The 17343-nt window shown below is 71.7% G+C and carries 18 protein-coding genes; 5 read left to right on the forward strand and 13 right to left on the reverse strand.

Annotated features, from left to right (window positions below):
- Positions 1-2: 2 nt before the first annotated feature.
- Positions 3-1208, reverse strand: a complete 1206-nt coding sequence (gene metX / locus ASD56_RS14760) for a homoserine O-acetyltransferase MetX (protein WP_055967546.1) — start codon at positions 1206-1208, stop codon at positions 3-5.
- Positions 1209-1265: 57 nt separating this feature from the next.
- The gene (locus ASD56_RS14765; protein ID WP_235565739.1) at positions 1266-2288 is read right to left on the reverse strand and encodes a DUF2332 domain-containing protein; all 1023 of its coding nucleotides are present in this window, start codon (positions 2286-2288) and stop codon (positions 1266-1268) included.
- A 59-nt stretch (positions 2289-2347) separates the two neighbouring features.
- Here ASD56_RS14765 and ASD56_RS14770 point away from each other — a divergent pair, with 59 nt between their 5' ends.
- Positions 2348-3289: a hypothetical protein gene (locus tag ASD56_RS14770; protein ID WP_055967549.1), complete on the forward strand. Its 942-nt coding sequence runs from the start codon at positions 2348-2350 to the stop codon at positions 3287-3289.
- A gap of 18 nt (positions 3290-3307) precedes the next feature.
- On the opposite strand, the gene ASD56_RS14775 is transcribed toward ASD56_RS14770, so the two are convergent.
- From ASD56_RS14775 to ASD56_RS14790, 4 genes are all read right to left on the reverse strand, one after another.
- Positions 3308-4240 carry a hypothetical protein gene (locus ASD56_RS14775; RefSeq protein ID WP_055967552.1) on the reverse strand — a complete coding sequence of 311 codons (933 nt, stop codon included), beginning with the start codon at positions 4238-4240 and terminating at the stop codon, positions 3308-3310.
- A gap of 1 nt (position 4241) precedes the next feature.
- Complete coding sequence (locus ASD56_RS14780; RefSeq protein WP_055967554.1) at positions 4242-4910, reverse strand: response regulator; 669 nt, start codon at positions 4908-4910, stop codon at positions 4242-4244.
- A complete protein-coding gene (locus ASD56_RS14785; protein WP_082541534.1) occupies positions 4898-6160 on the reverse strand; it encodes a sensor histidine kinase in 1263 nt (420 codons plus the stop codon). Before ASD56_RS14785 ends, ASD56_RS14780 begins: the two co-directional genes overlap by 13 nt.
- 150 nt (positions 6161-6310) lie before the next feature.
- On the reverse strand, positions 6311-7633 hold the full coding sequence (locus tag ASD56_RS14790) for a bifunctional o-acetylhomoserine/o-acetylserine sulfhydrylase (protein ID WP_055967563.1): 1323 nt from the start codon (positions 7631-7633) through the stop codon (positions 6311-6313).
- Positions 7634-7790: 157 nt separating this feature from the next.
- Between ASD56_RS14790 and ASD56_RS14795 the strand changes: the two genes are divergently transcribed.
- From ASD56_RS14795 to ASD56_RS14810, 4 genes are read left to right on the forward strand one after another with little or no spacing between them, the layout of a single operon-like run.
- On the forward strand, positions 7791-8582 hold the full coding sequence (locus tag ASD56_RS14795) for an SDR family oxidoreductase (protein WP_055967566.1): 792 nt from the start codon (positions 7791-7793) through the stop codon (positions 8580-8582).
- On the forward strand, positions 8579-9448 hold the full coding sequence (locus ASD56_RS14800) for a hypothetical protein (protein ID WP_055967570.1): 870 nt from the start codon (positions 8579-8581) through the stop codon (positions 9446-9448). The genes ASD56_RS14795 and ASD56_RS14800 overlap by 4 nt, the downstream gene beginning before the upstream one ends.
- On the forward strand, positions 9445-10137 hold the full coding sequence (locus ASD56_RS14805) for a uracil-DNA glycosylase (protein ID WP_055967573.1): 693 nt from the start codon (positions 9445-9447) through the stop codon (positions 10135-10137). The genes ASD56_RS14800 and ASD56_RS14805 overlap by 4 nt, the downstream gene beginning before the upstream one ends.
- Positions 10138-10146: 9 nt before the next feature.
- The gene (locus ASD56_RS14810) at positions 10147-10761 is read left to right on the forward strand and encodes a GNAT family N-acetyltransferase (RefSeq protein ID WP_055967576.1); all 615 of its coding nucleotides are present in this window, start codon (positions 10147-10149) and stop codon (positions 10759-10761) included.
- A 6-nt stretch (positions 10762-10767) separates the two neighbouring features.
- On the opposite strand, the gene ASD56_RS14815 is transcribed toward ASD56_RS14810, so the two are convergent.
- The 7 genes from ASD56_RS14815 to ASD56_RS14845 form a co-directional block, all read right to left on the reverse strand.
- Positions 10768-11073 carry a protealysin inhibitor emfourin gene (locus tag ASD56_RS14815; protein WP_055967579.1) on the reverse strand — a complete coding sequence of 102 codons (306 nt, stop codon included), beginning with the start codon at positions 11071-11073 and terminating at the stop codon, positions 10768-10770.
- A 28-nt stretch (positions 11074-11101) separates the two neighbouring features.
- Positions 11102-12220, reverse strand: a complete 1119-nt coding sequence (locus ASD56_RS14820) for a M4 family metallopeptidase (RefSeq protein ID WP_055967581.1) — start codon at positions 12218-12220, stop codon at positions 11102-11104.
- 83 nt (positions 12221-12303) lie between these two features.
- Positions 12304-13110, reverse strand: coding sequence for an ABC transporter ATP-binding protein (locus ASD56_RS14825; protein ID WP_055967584.1), 807 nt, complete (start codon positions 13108-13110; stop codon positions 12304-12306).
- Positions 13107-13901: an ATP-binding cassette domain-containing protein gene (locus tag ASD56_RS14830; protein WP_055967587.1), complete on the reverse strand. Its 795-nt coding sequence runs from the start codon at positions 13899-13901 to the stop codon at positions 13107-13109. Before ASD56_RS14830 ends, ASD56_RS14825 begins: the two co-directional genes overlap by 4 nt.
- Entirely contained in the window at positions 13898-14851 is a 954-nt protein-coding gene (locus tag ASD56_RS14835) for an ABC transporter permease (RefSeq protein WP_082541516.1), read from the reverse strand. Before ASD56_RS14835 ends, ASD56_RS14830 begins: the two co-directional genes overlap by 4 nt.
- Complete coding sequence (locus ASD56_RS14840; protein WP_055967589.1) at positions 14848-15798, reverse strand: ABC transporter permease; 951 nt, start codon at positions 15796-15798, stop codon at positions 14848-14850. The genes ASD56_RS14835 and ASD56_RS14840 overlap by 4 nt, the downstream gene beginning before the upstream one ends.
- Entirely contained in the window at positions 15795-17303 is a 1509-nt protein-coding gene (locus tag ASD56_RS14845; protein WP_055967591.1) for an ABC transporter substrate-binding protein, read from the reverse strand. The genes ASD56_RS14840 and ASD56_RS14845 overlap by 4 nt, the downstream gene beginning before the upstream one ends.
- Positions 17304-17343: the final 40 nt, after the last annotated feature.

Below are 17343 nucleotides of genomic sequence, written 5' to 3' on the forward strand. Positions count from 1 at the left end.
GCCTAGGATTCGAGCAGGCGACGCACGTGGCGGCCGACCGCCGCGGTCTCGATGAGGAAGCCGTCGTGGCCGAAGTCGCTCGAGAGGACGACGGCGCTGCTGCCGTCGAGGGTGCGGGGGATCCCGCGCGCGATGCGGTGCTGGCCGTCGATGGGAAACAGCCGGTCGCTGTCGATGCCCAGCACGAGCGTGGTCGCCGTGATCCGGGCGAGGGCCTCGTCGATGCCGCCCCGGTCGCGGCCGACGTCGTGGGAGTTCATCGCCTCGACGAGGGTGATGTACGAGTTCGCGTCGAAGCGGCGCGTGAACTTGTTGCCGTGGAAGTCCAGGTAGGACTCGACGGCGAACCGGCCGCCGTGCCCCAGAGGGCTCACGCCCGACTGCCAGGAGCGCTGGAACCTCTGGTTCAGCTCGGTCGGCGAGCGGTAGTTCAGCAGCGCCATGCGGCGGGCGAGTGCGAGACCGCGCGTCGGCCCGTCTCCGTCGGGGGAGTCGTAGTACTCGCCCGACTGGAAGCGCGGGTCGATGCGGATCGCCTCGATCTGCACGGAGTTCAGCGCGATCTGGTCGGCGGTGTTGATCGGCGGCGCCGACAGCACGCCCAGCCGCGCCACCCGGTCGGGGAGGCCCGCGGCCCACTCGAGCGCGTGCATTCCGCCCATCGAGCCGCCGACGACCGCGGCCCACACGTCGATGCCCAGCGCATCGGCCAGGCGCACCTGGGCGGCGACCTGGTCGCGGATCGTCAGGTACGGGAACCGCGACGCCCACTCGTAGCCGTCGGGCGCGATGCTCGCGGGCCCCGTCGAGCCCTGACAGCCGCCGAGCATGTTCGGCGCGATGACGAACCAGCGGTCCGTGTCGATCGGGGCGCCGGGTCCGACGATGTCGTCCCACCACCCGGACGTCGGATGCCCCGGCCCGGCCGGGCCCCGGACGTGGCTGTCGCCGGTGAGGGCGTGCAGGACGAGCACTGCGTTGTCGCGCTCGGCGTTGAGGGTGCCCCACGTCTCGTAGGCCAGGCGGTAGGCGGGGAGCTCACGGCCGCCCTCGGTGCGGAACGATCCGAACGAGGCGAAGCGCCGCTCGCCCACCGGATCTCCGTCGCGCCAGGCGCCGGTCGCCGGCGGGCGTCCGAGCAGAAGCCGGGCGTCGGCCTCCGTCACCGGTGCCGAGGGCACGGTGTCTTCGGAGGTCTGCCAGTCCATCCGACCATTCTCCCGTGCCGGTGCGGGGTGGGCCGGACTGTTACGCGAAGCGGCGGGTCAGCGCGCGAACGGGCCGGTCTCGTAGTGCGCGCCGTGCTGGCCCGCCAGCGCGATCGCGCGCCCGTTCCACGTCTGGACGAAGCGGTGGTCGGTCGGCGTTCCCGCCGGGACCTGCGCGTCGATCGCGGGCAGCGTGCCGATCGTCTCGTTCGACAGCCACACCACGTCGCGGCCGATCGCCGCGCCGAGGCCGGCCATGATCTCTGCGAACCTCACGCGCTGGGCGGCGTCGAGGTACAGCAGCACGGCGCTGTGGAACACGACCAGCGTGGCCTCCGCGGGCGCGGCGGCCGCGACATCCGTCACGCGCTCCAGCAGATCGCCGCGGACGATCTCGGGCGGATCCGTCACAGCGATCGCCGCCGCAGCCCGCAGCCGCGCCGCCCGCGCGTCGTGGTCGGGGCCGGGCCAGATGAGGTTCGCGAGCCACGCGACGGCGTCCGGATCGCCGACGTCGATCGGGTCGAGGTCGATCCCGCGGCGCCACACCACCTCCGGATAGCGGTTCGGGACGGATGCCGCGGTGTCGAGCGCGCACGACAGCACGACCTCGCTCGGCCCGGCGGGCGGGTCGATCCGCCGCGGCGCGTCGGGGGTGGTGTACTCGACGCTGTAGCGATCGGGGAACAGGCAGAGCCCCGCCGCCGCCCCGACCTCGAGCAGAGCGATGGGTCCGTCGATCCTCGCCAGGGGCGGCAGCCATGTCGCGCAGCGGTTGGCCTCGTTGGTCTGGACGGACCGCTCCGCACCGACCGTGACGACGGCGTCCCAGTGATCGAGCAGCCACGAACGGATCTCGGCGTACGGTCGCAGCGGGCAGCCGGCCCAGCGCGCGCCGGCGAACACGAGGTTCGGCTGGCGCTTCGCCGGGGCCAGTGCGGCGAGCCGGTCCAGCAGTTCCGGGTCCGATGCGATCCCGAGCGCCCAATCCTCGTACAGCGGCGACGTCCTGCGCGCCCAGCGGCGCCCGAAGTCGTCGTACACCGCGGCGATCCTGGCCGCATCCGAGTCCGAGCCCACGCGGCCACCCTATGAGCGGGCGGGGGCCGGTGTCTCCAGGCCGGTCTAGCATGCGTGGCATGGACGTCATCGAGTACCTGATGCAGGGCGACCCCGCGATCCGCTGGCAGGTGATGCGCGATCTGACGGATGCCCCGGCCGACGCCGCGGCGGCGGAGCGTGCGCGCGTCGCGACCGAGGGCTGGGGTGCGAGGCTCCTCGCCGAGCAGGGCGCCGACGGACTGTGGGACGGCGGCACCTATCGGCCCGGCTGGGCGGATGAGGAGCGGCCGTTCTTCGACGCGTGGTCGTCGACCCACTTCTCGCTGCAGTCGCTGGTCGAGTACGGGCTCGACCCTGACTCTCCCGAGGCCCGCCGCGCGCTCTCCCTCGTGCGCGAGAACGCACGATGGGAGTACAACGGCGAGCTCTACTTCCAGGGCGAGATCGAGCCGTGCATCAACGGCATCGCCCTCGTGGTGGGTGCGTACTTCGGCGAGGACGCCGCCCCGATCGCCGCCACCGTGCTCGGCACGCAGCACCACGACGGCGGCTGGAACTGCTGGGAGGAGAACCCGGCGACGCCTGGCTCCTTCCACTCGACGATCAACGCCCTCGAGGGCCTGTGGGCATGGGAGCAGAGGACGGGCGGCTCGGACGAGCTCCGCGCCGCCCGGCGGCGGGGAGAGGAGTACCTGCTCGAACGGCAGCTGTTCCGGCGCAAGAGCACGGGCGAGGTCGCCGACCTCCGGCTGACGATGCTCTCCGCGCCGGTGCGCTGGTACTGCGACGTGCTGCGGGCGCTGGAGTACTTCCGGCAGGCGAGGCCCGAGCGCGACCCCCGATGCGCCGAGGCGGTCGAGCTGGTGCGCGCCAAGCGACTGCCGAACGGCCTCTTCCCGCTCGAGAACACCCACCAGGGACCGACGCTTTTCGGCCTCGAGGATGAGGGCGAGGGGTTTCCGAGCCGCTGGGTCACCCTGCGGGCGCTGCGGGTGCTGCGCTGGTGGGACGCCGGCTGAGCCCCCGCCCGACACCGGTCACTCGGCGCGGAGCGACACGCTACCCGCCGAGATCGACACCTCGATGACGTTGTCCGACGAGCTGGACGACTCCAGATCGTTGCGGACGTTGCCCGCAGACGAGTCGATGTTCACGTCGTACGCGCCCTCGGGGACCCTCAGGTCGAGGCTGCCCGCGCTCACGTCGATCACCGTCGCGGTCGGCGCGGTACCGGTGAAGCGGGCGACCATCGCGCCGGCTTGGACGGTGAGGTCGGCGGTCGAGACACCGTCCAGCTCCACCTCGGCGCGACCTGCGGACACATCCGCGCTCAGCTCGTCGGCAGAGCCCTCGATCGCAAGATCCCCTGCGGCCACGACCAGCTCGACCTCGCCGAACTCGCCGTCCACCGTGAGGCGGCCGGCGGCCAGGCTGAATCCGGCGTCGAGACGACCCTCGAGCGATTGCGGCAGCGTCAGGGTCGCGCGCGTCGAACCGCTTCCCCAGCCCCCGAGCAGCCAATTGTCGAACCATCCCCGGTCGGGGGTCGCCAGCGTCAGCGTGTCGCCGTCGCTGTCGAACGTCCAGTCGCCGCGGCCGGGTCCGCTCGAGATGTCGAGCACGGCCTCGTCGACGTCGCCGAACGCGACGTCGAGCGTCCCTGCCGCGGCCTCGATGTCGAGCTCGGTGATCCCGTCGACGTCGAGCGTGCGCGTGACGCTGTCGCTGTTCGCCGAGTCGACGGTCGCGATCGCGGCCCCGCCGATCGTCACGACCGCGACCAGGCCGCCGAGGGCGGCGGCAAGGATGGCGATGGTGCGGCCCGCCGATGATCCCTGGCCCGGGGCGGCGGGCGGAACCTGACCGACGGCGCCCGTGGGAGGGGTCGGTCCGACGGCGGGCGGGGGAGGTGGCGTGGGCGGTGAGCCCGCCTCGGGGTGAACCGGCGGGGTGAGGTCGCTGGTGGACACGTCATGCTCCTGTCTGCGGCGAACCGCCGTGTTCGAGGTGGGCGAGGGCTGCCAGCACCCGCCGGTTGCCCGAGTCGTCCTGCTCGAGACCGAGCTTCTGGAAGACCGCCGTGATGTGCTTCTCGACGCTGCCCTCGGAGAGGTGGAGCGTGCGTGCGATGGCCTGGTTGGACTTCCCCTCGGCGATGAGCGCCAGCACGGTCGACTCCCGCGCCGTGAGCCGCTGCATCCGCGTGTCGACCTGCCGGCGTCCGAGCAGCTGCGCGACGACCTCGGGGTCGAGCACGGTGCCGCCGGCGGCGATCTGATCGACCGACTCGAGGAACTCCGAGACGTCGGCCACGCGGTCCTTCAGCAGATAGCCCAGGGCCCCGCCGCGTCCGCCGATCAGGTCTGCGGCGTAGCGCTCCTCGACGTACTGCGAGAGCACGAGCACGGGCAGGTGAGGGTTGGCCTCGCGAAGGCGCAGCGCGGCTCGGATTCCCTCGTCGGTGAACGTCGGCGGCAGTCGCACGTCGAGGATGCACAGGTCGGGGGCGTGGTCGGTGACGGCCTCGTCGAGGGTCGCGGCGTCCGGGATGGCGGCGACCACCTGGTGCCCGGCATCCTCCAGCAGGCGTGCCATGCCCTCGCGGAGCAGGACCGAGTCTTCGCAGATCAGGATGCGCACGGGACGCTCACCTCCACCAGGGTGGGGCCCCCGACGGGGCTGTCGAGACGGAAGGTGCCGCCCGCGGCGACGACGCGGTTCGAGATGCCGTCGAGGCCTCCGCCGGGCGTGACGTGGGCGCCGCCGATGCCGTCGTCCTCGATGCGCGCCCACAGCGCGCCGCCGTCGCGCTCGCGCACGAGCACGCGGCATTCCGAGGCCCGCGAGTGCTTGGCCGCGTTCGTCAGCGACTCGGCGATCACGAAGTACACCGCGGCCTCGGTCACCGCACTGCACCTCCGGGTGAGACGCACGTCGAGCAGCACAGGGATGTGGGAGCGAGCCGCGAGGGCCGAGAGGGCGGCATCGAGTCCCCGGTCATCGAGCACGGAGGCGTGGATGCCGCGCGCCAGCTGCCGCAGTTCCGTGATGGCCGCCTTCGTCGAGGTGTGGGCCTCCGCGATCAGCGCCTTCGCGGCCGCAGGATCGTCGTCGACCTTCTGCTGGGCGAGGCCCAGGGTCATGCCCACCGAGACGAGGCGGGGCTGGATGCCGTCGTGCAGGTCGCGTTCGATGCGAGTGCGCTCGACCTCCGCCGCCCGCACGGCGCCGGCCCGCTGCGTGCTCGACGCCTGCGCCACCTCGGCGAAGTGCTGCTCGCGCGACGGGATCATCACGGAGCGCGAGATGAGCCCGTGCAGAAGGGCGAGCCCGACGATGGCGGCGAGCCCGAGGAAGGCGATCGTGACACCGCCGACGGGCGCCCACGCGACGGGGAGCATCAGGTCGGTGCGGCCGAGCGAGACCGCGGCGGAGTCGGCGTAGAGGGGAGCGAAGGCCCCCACCAGCCCGGATGCGACCAGCCCGAGGGCGCCGATCGCGATGAGGCCGAGCACCGTCGAGATGATCACGTTGGCCATCGCCCGCCACGAGGTGGCGTCGATGAGCTGCAGCCAGATCGTGTGGACGAAGCCCCCGAAGCCGGTCTTGTCGCTGCGCCGCAGGCGGCGGGCCGGCAGATCGACGCCGTACAGTCCGCCGATGCGGGCGGTCTCGAGCCAGCTGAGCCCGAACAGCAGGTAGGCGAAGGCGACGACGCCGAGCAGGCCGATGCCGAACACGACCACGAGCGGGATGGATCCCGCGAGCAGGCCGAACATCGCCCCGAGCACCAGGGGTCCTGCCCACCCGAGGGCGAACAGATGGGCGACGGCTCCGGCGAGCGTGGCCGGCCGCGCGATGGGGACGCGCTGCGGAAGCGGTGAGGTCATGTCTCCACGGTAGGGGCGCGCGTTCGCGAGCGCCTCCGAGGCAGCCGGAGTCATCGCTTCGGGTTATCCCCCCTGTCCGCATCCACCCGTACAGACGACGGATGCCCCGACCCGGCGGGGTCGAGGCATCCATCGTCTTCTAAGCCGGGGCTACGCGCGCGCCGCCTCCGACACGCGACGGGCGGCCGCGAGCGCCTGCTCGAGGTCGGCCTTGAGGTCATCGATGTTCTCGAGGCCCACCGAGAGGCGCACCAGGCCCGGCGTGACACCGGCGGTCAGCTGCTGCTCGGGGGTGAGCTGCGAGTGGGTCGTCGATGCGGGGTGGATGACGAGCGAGCGGACGTCGCCGATGTTGGCGAGGTGGCTGAACAGCGACAGCGAGTTGACGAACGCGCGCCCGGTCTCGACGCCGCCCTTGAGCTCGAACGAGAGCACCGCGCCGACGCCCTTGGGGGCGTAGTGGTTCGCCGCGGCGTACCAGGGCGACGTCGGCAGACCGGAGTAGTTCACCGAGGCGACGTCGCTGTGGTTCTCGAGCCACTCGGCGATCTCCTGCGCGTTCTGCACGTGGCGCTCGATGCGCAGCGACAGGGTCTCGATGCCCTGGATGAGCAGCCACGCGCTCTGCGGGGCGATGGCCGCACCGAGGTCGCGCAGCAGCTGCACACGGGCCTTGATGATGTAGGCCAGGCCGTCGCCGACCGCGGTCGTGTACGAGGCGCCGTGGTAGCTTGGGTCGGGCAGGGTGAGCCCCGGGAACTTCTCGACGTTCTTGGACCACTCGAAGGTGCCGCCGTCGACGATGATGCCGCCGATGACGGTGCCGTGACCGCCGAGGAACTTCGTCGCGGAGTGCACGACGATGTCGGCGCCGTGCTCGAACGGCTTGATGAGGTACGGGGTGGCGATCGTGTTGTCGACGATCAGGGGCACGCCGCTCTCGTGCGCGACGTCAGCGACGGTGCGGATGTCGAGGACGTTGATCTTCGGGTTGCCGATCGTCTCGGCGAAGAACAGCTTGGTGTTGGGGCGGACCGCGGCGCGCCACTCCTCGGGGTCGTCCTGGTTCTCGACGAAGGTCGTCTCGATGCCGAGCTTGGCGAGGGTGTACTTGAAGAGGTTGTAGGTGCCGCCGTAGATCGAGGACGACGAGACGATGTGGTCGCCCGCCTCGGCGATGTTGAGCACCGCGAAGGTCTCGGCCGCCTGGCCGCTGGCCACCAGGAGTGCTCCCGTGCCGCCCTCGAGGGCCGCGAGGCGCTCTTCGACCACGGCCTGCGTGGGGTTCTGGATGCGCGTGTAGATGTTGCCGAACTCGGCGAGCGCGAACAGGTTCGCTGCGTGATCGGCGTTGTCGAACACGTAGGAGGTGGTCTGGTAGATCGGCGTGGCGCGAGCCTTCGTCACCGGATCCGGCTGCGCGCCGGAGTGGATCTGCTTGGTCTCGAAACGCCAGTTCTCGGGTGCGGACACGGCATGCTCCTGCGGGTTCGTATGAGGCGGGGGAGGATCCCTCACCGGATCGACAGTACGGATGACGCCGCCTTGTCAACAACGGAAGGGAAATGTGACGTAACCTCGCCGGCTGCCCGCGCGCCGGATCGCACGAGGCGATGGGTAGCGTGGAGGCATGACGATCAGACGTGCAGTGGTGACCGGGGCGAGCTCGGGGATCGGCGAGGCGACGGCCCGGCAGCTGCGGTCTCGTGGCTGGGATGTCGTGGCGGTCGCGCGGCGTGCCGACCGGCTCGCCCGGCTCGAGTCCGAGACGGGCGCCGTCGCGTTCGCCGCCGACCTGACCGTCGACGCCGACGTCGAGGCGCTCGCCGCCTTCGTCGCGGAGACCGGCGGAGCGCACTCGCTCGTCCACGTCGCCGGCGGTGCCCGCGGTGCCGACCGGGTCGAGGACGGCCGGGTCGAGGACTGGCGGTGGATGTTCGACGTCAACGTGCTCTCCGCGCAGCGCCTGGTCTCGGCGCTGCTGCCTCAGCTGCGCCGCGCCGCCACGGCCGACGGCCATGCAGACACGGTGTTCGTGACCTCGACGGCCGCGCAGACCGCGTACGCCGGGGGATCGGGCTACAACGCGGCAAAGGCGGGCGAGGCGATGCTCGCCCACGCCCTCCGTCTCGAGCTGAACGGCGAGCCGATCCGGGTGATCGAGGTCGCGCCGGGCATGGTGCACACCGAGGAGTTCACCGCCAACAGGCTCGGGGGCGACACCGTCGCCGCGGAGCGCGTGTACGAGGGCGTCGAGGCGCCGCTGACCGCGGACGACGTCGCGGACGTCATCACCTACGCCCTCGGGACGCCCGGCCACGTGAACCTCGACCTCATCACCATGCGCCCGGTCGCGCAGTCCGCGCAGCACCTGCTCGCGCGCGGCCCGCTGCGCTCCCGCACCGACGGCGACCTGTCGTGACGCACCTGCGGCCGACCGCGATCACCTACCCGCAGGGGGCGACCGCGTCCTCCGGCACGGTCGTGCACGTCGCGGATGCCGGGGACGGCCGTGCTGCGGTCATCCTCGACGTGACCGCTCTGCACCCCGTCGACACCGCCTGGCCCGACCAGCCCGCCGATCGCGGCGTGCTCCGCACCGGCGACCGGGAGTGGCCGGTGCTGGATGTCGTCGTCGGTGCGTGGAACGGAGAGTCGCTGCTGCTCGGACGCGACGTGCCCGTCCGCACCGGCACCGAGGGGTGGACGTTCGTCGTCGCGCACCTCGTCGCCGCCGACGGCCTGGCCGTCGGCGAGAGCGTGCGAACCGAAGCGGATGCCGCGTACCGCCACGCCCTCTCGGCCGGGCACACCGGCTGCCACCTCGCCTCGCTCGCGCTGGATGCCGCTCTGGCCGATGCCTGGCGCAAGGAGACGCCGGTCGATGCGCTGGGCGCTCCCGCGTTCGACGCGCTCGCGATCCAGGAGTCGCGCATCCTTCCGGACGGGTCGCGCGACGTGTACCGGATCGGCAAGTCGCTGCGACGCAAGGGCTTCGATCCCGAGCACCTCGCCGACCTCGACGCTCTCGCGGCGCGCGTGAACGCGCGGCTGTGGGAGTGGATCGCCGCCGGCGGCGCCGTCCGCATCGAGGCCGCGGGTCCGGCATTGGCCGACCGCCGCACGTGGGTGTGCGAACTTCCCGGGGCTGAAGTGCGCATCCCGTGCGGGGGCACGCACGTGGAGTCGCTGGCCGATCTCACCTCGGTCGCCGTCGCGTTCGAGAGCGTCGCGGTGGACGGCGGTTCCGAGCTCGTCATGACGACCGCCGTCGGCCGCGCGCGATGACGCAGACCCCGCTCGCCGACCGTGCGGGCATCGATCCGGAGTGGGCGACCGCGCTGGCGCCCGTCTCGTCCGACATCGCCGCGCTCGACGAGCGTCTCGGCGCAGAGGTAGCGGCCGGGCGCGGTTTCCTGCCCGACGCCGCGAACGTCCTCCGGGCGTTCCAGCGGCCGCCGTCGGCCGTGCGGGTGCTGATCGTGGGGCAGGATCCATACCCGACGCCGGGGCATCCGATCGGCCTGTCCTTCGCCGTCGATCGCGACGTGCGCCCGCTGCCGCGGAGCCTGGTGAACATCTACCGCGAGCTCGAGGCCGATCTCGGCATCCCGCCCGCGCCGCACGGCGATCTCTCGGCCTGGAGCGACCAGGGCGTCATGCTGCTGAACCGCGTGCTCACCGTCGCGCCGGGGCAGCCGGCATCCCATCGCGGCTGGGGATGGGAGAAGGTCACCGAGCACGCGATCCGCACGCTCGTCGAGCAGGACGGCCCGCTCGTCGCCATCCTGTGGGGACGGGATGCCGCGGCCCTGCGCCCGCTGCTCGGATCGACGCCGATCATCGAGTCCGCGCACCCTTCGCCCCTCTCGGCGCACCGCGGCTTCTTCGGGTCGCGACCGTTCTCCCGCGCGAACGCCCTGCTCGTCCAGCAGGGCGCCGCGCCGGTCGACTGGGCGCTCGGCGCCGACGCGTAGGCTGTCGGAATGCTGGAGGAGGAGTACGACCGGGATCGCCGGAAGCTTCCCATGCACCTGCGCCGCCGACCGGAGCCGGAGCGTCCCTTCAGCTATGAGATCCGGCCGGTCGTCGACGGTGACCTCCCCGACATCCGCGAGATCTACAACCACTACGTCACCAACTCGGTCGTGACCTTCGACGAGAAGCGGTGGTCCCTCGCGCAGTGGCGCGAGAAGCTCGCGATGCTGCGCAAGCTCGAGCTGCCGTTCCTCGTCGCCGAGTCGCCGTCCGGCCAGATCCTCGGCTATGCGCTCGTGCAGCCGATGTCGAGCAAGTCCGCGTACCGGTACTCGGTCGAGAACTCGATCTACCTCGGGCATGCGGCCACCGGCAAGGGTCTCGGCAAGGCTCTGCTCGTGGCGCTGATCGCGGCGTGCGAGGAGAAGGGCATCCGCCAGATGGTCGCCGTCATCAGCGACAAGGGCGCGGAGGGCTCGGTCGCCCTGCACGAGAAGCTCGGCTTCGTCGAGGTCGGGCGGATGGGTCGCGTCGGCTTCAAGTTCGGCCGCTGGCTGGGAACGATCTACCTGCAGAAGGAGCTCAAGCCGGTGAAGAAGCGGAAGAAGCTGTTCGGCCGCTGAGCCGGCTCAGCGCCGCGCAGCCCGGTTCCACGCCCGCACGGCGTCGACCAGTTCGCGCCACGCCCCGACGAGATCCTGATCGGGGAGCTCCGCCTCGCGCTCGGAGGCCTCGCCGAGCCGGACGTGGATCCACCAGGTGAAGCGGTCGGCACCGGCCGAGGGTTCGCGGGGCGCGTCATCGCGTCCGGGCGCGGCGGGCGCGGCATCCCACGGGCACTGCGCGATGAGCGCCATCCACTCGGGCGCCTGAGCGGGCGGAGGGACGGCGCTCCACCGGCGGGTCATCCCGGCGAAACCGCCGCTGCGCGTCACGGCGACCTCGACGGGCGCGCTGTCGCGCTCAGGGCTCCGTGTGGAGCCCGGCTCCCGCGGAGACCTCGGGTCGGTCTCGGGCCTGGGTGTCTGATCCATCCTCGATCACGCCGACGCCTGTCCACGCGGCGCGGATGGCGGCGACCTCCTCCGACTCCTCACCGTACTCCGCCGCGGCCGCCGCCAGGGTGGCCTGTGCGAACGTGGCGAAGTCCGCGGTCGACGGCAGCGTTTCCGTCGTGATCGCGCGGTACCAGATCAGCCCGGCACGCTCCCACGCGCGGCCGCCCAGTGCCGTCGCGACGAGGTAGAAGGCGTGGTTCGGGATGCCGGAATTGATGTGCACGCCGCCGTTGTCGTCGGCGGTGACGACGAAGTCGCGCATGTGCGCGGGCTGCGGGTCGCGCCCGAGCACATCATCGTCGTACGCCGTTCCCGGAGCGGCCAGCGAGCGCAGCGCGCGGCCCTCGACCGCGTCCGTGAAGATGCCCTCGCCGATGAGCCACGATGCCTCATCGGCGTCCTGGCCCCGCAGGTGCTGCTCGGTCAGAGCCCCGAACACGTCGGCGATGGACTCGTTGAGCGCCCCGGACTGGCCCTGATAGACCAGGCCGCCCTCGTCTTCGATCACGCCGTGGGCGAGCTCGTGCGCGATCACGGTGACAGAGCCGGTGAAGCCCGAGAAGACCTCGCCGTCGCCGTCACCGAAGACCATGCGCTCGCCGTTCCAGAACGCGTTGTCGTAGTCCCGTCCGTAGTGGACCGTCGCACGCAGCCCGCCGCCGGCGCCGTCGAGGCTGTTGCGGCCGAATGCGTCGTACAGGAAGTCGAAGGTCGCACCGAGGCCGTCGAACGCCTCATCGACGGCCGCGTCGCCGGAGGCGGAGTCGTCCTCGCCGCGGACGCGGACCCCGGGAAGCACCTCGCGCCGCTCGGCGTCGGAGATCTCGCGGTCGGGGGCGGGCGTCGCCTCGGCGACGAGCGTCGTGCCGTCCTCGATCGACAGGCGCAGGCGCGAGCGTTCGGGCCGGTAGGGCCGCGGGGCCGCGAGAGTCGACCGGGCGGCCTGGGCGGCGTGCGCCCACGTGGGCTCCTGCACGGCGGCGATGCGTGCGAGCAGGTACGGGGGGACGATCGCGGGGGCCATGCTCCGAGGCTAGCGGGAGCCGCCGACGCCGCCTCGGGGCGCGCGTCAGCAAGCCGGGGGTTTGGGGCGGAGCCCCATCGAGGTCAAGGCAGCGCCGGTCCGGGATCGATCACCGGGATCGATGCGAGCAGGCGACGCGTGTACGCGACCTGCGGCTGCAGCAGCACCTTCTCGGTCGGTCCCTCCTCGACCACGCGGCCGTCCTTCATCACGAAGACCTCGTCGCACAGGTTCTGCACCACGCCGATGTCGTGCGACACGAGCAGCAGCGTGAGGCCGTCGCGGCGGCGCAGCTCGCCGAGCAGCGCGAGGATCTGCGCGCGCACCGTGACGTCGAGCGCCGAGAGCGGCTCGTCGCCGACCAGCAGCCGCGGCCGGTGCACCAGCGCCCGCGCGAGCGCGATCCGCTGACGCTGGCCGCCCGAGAACTCGTGCGGGAACCGCTCGGCCATGTCGGCTTCCAGGCCGACGTCCGCGAGGACCTCCCGCACGCGGGCGCGGTGGTCCCCGTCGATCCCCAGTGCCCACAGCGGCTCGCCGACGATGCGCCCGACGCTCATGCGGGGGTCCAGCGACGAGTACGGATCCTGGAACACGATCCCGGTCTGCCGGCGGAGCCAGTGCAGCGACCGGGCGCCGGCCGCGGCATCCACCCGCCGTCCGTCGATCTCCACGGTGCCCGCGGTGGGGGTGTCCAGCCCGAGCAGCAGCCGGACGAGCGTGGACTTGCCCGACCCGGACTCGCCGATGATGCCGACGGCCGATCCCGCCCGCACGTCGATGTCGGCGTCGTCGAGCGCGGTCGTGTACGAGCGGCTCTCGAACATTCGCCGCCGCGGCGCCGGGTAGCGCCGCGTCAGCCCGCGCCCGCGGACTAGGAACTCGGTCATCGGGAGCCCCCTTCGCCGGGACGCCACAGCGTCGCCGTCGCATCGCGCAGCAGGGCCTGGGTGATGGGCGACGCCGGTGATGTCAGCAGCTGCTGCACCGGAGCATCTTCGACGACGCGGCCCTCGTCGAGCACCACCCCATGGGTCGCGATCTGCGACAGCACGGCGAGGTCGTGCGTGATGAACACGAGCGACATCCCGTCGTCCTCGACGAGCGAGAGGAGCAGCTCGAGGATTTCCGCCTGGATCGTGACGTCGAGCGCCGTCGTCGGCTCGTCGGCGATCAGCAGCCGCGGTCGGCAGGCGAGGGCCATCGCGATCGCCACGCGCTGGCGCTGACCACCGGAGAGCTGGTGGGGGAACCGCCCCACGATGCGCTCGGGATCGGGGAGGGCGACCCGGGAGGCCTCGGCGACGGCGCGGGTGGCGGCATCCCGTTTCGAAGCCTTTTCGTGGATGCGGATCGACTCGGCGATCTGACGGCCCACCGTCCGGATCGGGTTCAGGGCGGTGCGCGGCTCCTGGAAGACCATGCCGATCTCGTCGCCGCGGAGCTGCGCGAGCTCGCGATCGGGCAGGCCCAGCAGCTCGCGCCCGTTCCAGCGGATGCTGCCGCCCGCGCTCGCTCCGTCGGGCAGGAGGCCGAGCACCGCGAGCGCGGTCAGCGACTTGCCGGACCCGGACTCGCCGATCAGCCCCACCCGCGCTCCGTCGGGCACCGAGAACGAGACGCCGTCGACCACGCGGCGCCCGCCGACGTCGATCGTGAGGTCCTGCACCTCGAGGCTCATGCCACCACCTCCGGCACGTGGGTGCGGGCGACGCGCGCGGCGCCGCGCGCGTGGCTGAGGGTGGGATCGGTCGCCTCGCGCAGCCCGTCGCCGAGCAGGTTCAGGCCCAGGACCGTCAGGGTGATCGCGAGCCCAGGCCACACCACCGAGAGCGGATGCACCGTGATGAACTGCTGCAGCTCGGCCAGCAGCAGACCCCACGACGGCTCGGTCACGGGTGCGCCGAAGCCGAGATAGGACAGCCCGGCCTCGGCGAGCACGGCGACCGCCATGCCCCACGAGAGCTGCACGATGAAGACCGGGGCCACGTTGGGCAGGAGATGGTGCACGAGGTTCTGACCCGGGGTGAGCCCCGAGGCCCGGCCGGCGAGCACGAAGTCGCTCCGCAGGACGCGGCGCAGCTCGGGACGGGTGACGCGGGCGATGTTGACGCCGAAACCGATGCCCACCGACCAGATCACGACCCAGAGCGACCCGCCCCAGACCGCCGAGATCATCATGGCGATGATCAGCACCGGGAACGCGATCAGGATGTCGACGAACACCGCCACGGATTCGCGCAGCCAGCGTGCCGTGAGGGCTCCGAGGGCGGCGAGCGCGATGCCGACGACGGTCGCGACGAGCCCGGCGCCCACGGCGACGAGCACGGTGGTGCGGGACCCGGCCATGAGCAGGCTCAGGATGTCGCGGCCCGTGCCGTCCGTCCCCAGCAGGTGGGGCCAGCCCGGCGTCGCCCAGCGGTTCGATATCTCGACCTGCTGCGGATCGAACGGCGTCCACACCAGCGAGACGAGGGCGGTGGCGAGCACGACGGCGACCACGATGATGCCGAACCTGCTCGTGGAGAGACGCCAGAGCCGGCGGAACCACCCCTGGCGCGCGCCAGCAAGCCGGGGGTCTGGGGCGGAGCCCCAGTGGGGTCTGGGGCGATGCGCGCTGCCGAGGGTCATGTCGCCTCCCGCTGCCGGGGGTCGATCAGGCGGTGCACCAGGTCGACGACGAAGCCGATGATGAGGACGAAGCCGGTCAGCACCAGCAGCTCGCCCTGGACCATGGGCAGATCGCGCGTGCTGACGTCGGCGACGAGCATCCGCCCGATGCCGGGGAGGGTGAACAGCTGCTCGATCACGACCGCGCCCACGATGATGCCGGCCACCTGCAGCCCCAGGACCGTGATGACCGAGAGACCCACGTCGGGAAGGCCGTGGCGCACCAGCGCCGCGTTGCGGGTCAGGCCTTTCGCGGCGCCGGTGCGGACGTGGTCCTGTCCGACCGCCTCGAGCGTGGCCGAGCGGACGAAGCGCATCAGCATGGCGCCTTCGACGATCCCGATCGTGAGGGCCGGGAGGATGAGCGCGCGCAGCGCAGCCCACGGATCCTGCCATCCCGCGCGGGGGAAGCCCTGCGCGGGGAGCCAGCCGAGCCAGACGGCGAACACGACGACGAGCATCATCCCGGCCCAGACCACGGGCACGGCGGCGACGGTCTGCGCGCCGACGCTCAGCGCCGTGCCGTCGCCCCGGCCCCGGCGCATGGCCGAGAGCACGCCGAGCGGCACGGCGAACAGCACCGCGATGAACAGCGACATCACCCCGAGCGGCACGGTCACCCGCGCCTTCTCCGCCAGTTCGCTCACCACAGTGGAGCCGGTGAGCAGCGACGTGCCGAGGTCGCCTCGGAAGATGCCGCCGATCCAGTCGAGGTACTGCGCGGGAAGCGACTGGTTCAGGCCGAGTCGCTCACGGATCGCCGAGACCTGCTCCGGCGTGCCGTTGACCCCCGCGATCAGCTGTGCGACGTCGCCCGGCAGCACTCTCAGCGTCAGGAAGATCAGCACGCTGGCGACGATCAGGCCCAGCAGGAGCAGGGCGAGTCGCGTCAGCGCGTACCGGATCACCCGTCGCTCTTGCCCAGCTCGGACAGGTTGAGGCGCTCGTTGACGTTGATCGACGGCATACCGGTGATGTTAGTGCCGACCGCCACGACCGAGGCCCCGTTGTACAGCCAGTCGGCTGCGGCGTCCTCCGACACGATCCGGGCGGCGTCGGCCAGCAGCTGCTCGGACTCGCCCTCGTCGGTCGCGGCCAGCGACTGCGCGTAGAGGTCCTGCACCTCGGCGTTGTCGTAGGTGAAGTAGTAGTCCGGGTTGGCCCAGTTCTCGAAGTCCCGCGCCTCGGTGTGCAGCACGAAGCTGAGGTCGAAGTCGCGGTTGATGTAGACGTCGTTGAGCCACGTGGAGAACTCGACCGACTCGACCTCGAGCGTGATGCCGACCTCGTTGAGATCAGACACCAGCACCTGCGGGATCGTGGTCGAGTAGAAGTTCGGGATGGTGAGGGTCAGCTCGAGGTCATCGACACCGGCCTCCTCGAGCAGTGCGCGCGCCGCCTCGGGATCGTAGGGCGCGACATCGGCGAGGTCCTCGTAGCCGGGGTCCAGCGACGGGATGGGGCCGTACATCGTCTCGCCCGAGCCGAGGGCGTCGATGATCGCGTCGTGATCGATCGCCTGGCGGATGGCCTGGCGCACGCGCTTGTCGGCCAGCGGCCCGCTCTCCTGGTTGAACGCGAGCGTGCCCTTGTCGGTCGACGGGCCGAGTTCGAGCACGAAGCCGCCGTCGGCCTCGATCTGCTCGCGGAGGTTCGCGTCGAAGCCGGTCACGACATCGACTTCCCCGGCCAGGGCGGCGTTGAGGGCCGCCTGGTTGTCGGGGATGTAGTCGAAGACGACCTCCGCCACTCCGGCGGTCTCGCCCCAGTACTCCTCGTTGCGCGAGAACGTGATGCTGGCGCCCTGCGCCCAGTCCTCGAGCACGAACGGCCCGGTGCCGTTGGCCGCCGTGCTGTAGTCGACGGTGTCGCCCTCCTTGAAGATGAGCCCGGCGCGACCGGTGAGGTTCCACAGCAGGCTGGAGTCGGGCTCTGTGAGCGTCAGCGTGATCTGCTGGCCCTCCGCGGTGATCGAGGCCACGTTGGCCAGTCGCGAGGACTCGCTCCACTCCGGGTCGGTCTTGCGGGTCGTCAGCGACCACACCACGTCCTGCGGCGTGAGCGGCTGGCCGTCGTGGAAGGTCACGCCCTCCTGCAGGTCGAAGGTGTAGGTCAGGCCGTCGGCCGACACGTTCCAGTCGGTCGCGAGCGAGCCGACGATCTCCTGCTCGGGAGTGCGCGCCACGAGGCCCTCGTAGATGTTGTCGACCAGGATCTGGTCCAGCGCCGCACCCGCCGTCTGGCGGATGTCGAGGTTGCGCGGCTCGAGCACCAGCCGGATCACCGCCGACGCGTCGGGGTCGGGCTCTGCCGTCACGGTCGGCGTCGGGGTCTCGCCGGGGCTGCACGCGCTCAGGAGCAGGGCGCCGGCGGCGAGGAGAGCGGTCGCGGCGAGGGCGGGGCGACGAAGCATGGAGGTCCTTTCGGAGGGAGTCCGCGGCGGTGCGGAACCG

The organism is Microbacterium sp. Root166 (assembly GCF_001427145.1).
In the GTDB taxonomy this organism is placed as follows: Bacteria; Actinomycetota; Actinomycetes; order Actinomycetales; family Microbacteriaceae; genus Microbacterium.